At 46.3% G+C, this 713-nt stretch carries 1 protein-coding gene; it reads right to left on the bottom strand.

Translation table 11 applies throughout. The features are described 5' to 3' along the window. Positions 1 to 713: 2-oxo acid dehydrogenase subunit E2 (locus tag A3729_RS05800; protein ID WP_197475605.1), on the bottom strand; the 713-nt coding region annotated here is incomplete at both ends.

Consider the following 713-nt stretch of genomic DNA (forward strand, 5'->3'; position numbering starts at 1 on the left):
GGTCTCTCTTGAATCTTATGCATACCCAAAATCGCCGTTTGAGGCGGATTCAAGATTGGCGTAGACATCAAGGAACCGAATACACCACCGTTAGAAATAGTGAAAGTACCGCCTGTCATTTCTTCAATAGAGAGCTTACCGTTACGGGCTTTTTGACCATACTCTTTGATTGATCCTTCAATTGTTGCCAAGCTCATACCATCTGCATCGCGTAAGACTGGTACTACCAGGCCTTTATCACTTGATACCGCTACACCAATATCCTGATAACCATGATAAACAATTTCATCACCATCGATTGACGCATTAACTGCCGGGAAGCGCTTCAAGGCTTCAGCAGCTGCTTTAACGAATAAGGACATGAAACCAAGCTTAGTGCCATCATGCTTCTTCTCAAACAACTCTTTATATTGTTTTCTAAGATCCATTAAGGGCTTCATGTTAACCTCATTAAAGGTGGTCAACATGGCAGTATTTTGACTTGCATCCAACAATCGACGTGCAATGCTTGCTCTTAAGCGAGTCATAGGCACTCGTTTTTCAGCGCGAGCGCCAAGATCAAGCGCTACTGGCGCAGCAGGGGCCGATACTGGCTTACTAGCTGGCGCAGCAGCGGCCGGAGCAGGTGCACTAGTAGCAGTTGCAAGGTGCGCAACAACATCCTCTTTTGTCAAACGACCGTCTTTACCACTTGCTGCAATAGCTGACGGATC

The organism is Oleiphilus sp. HI0043 (assembly GCF_001634935.1).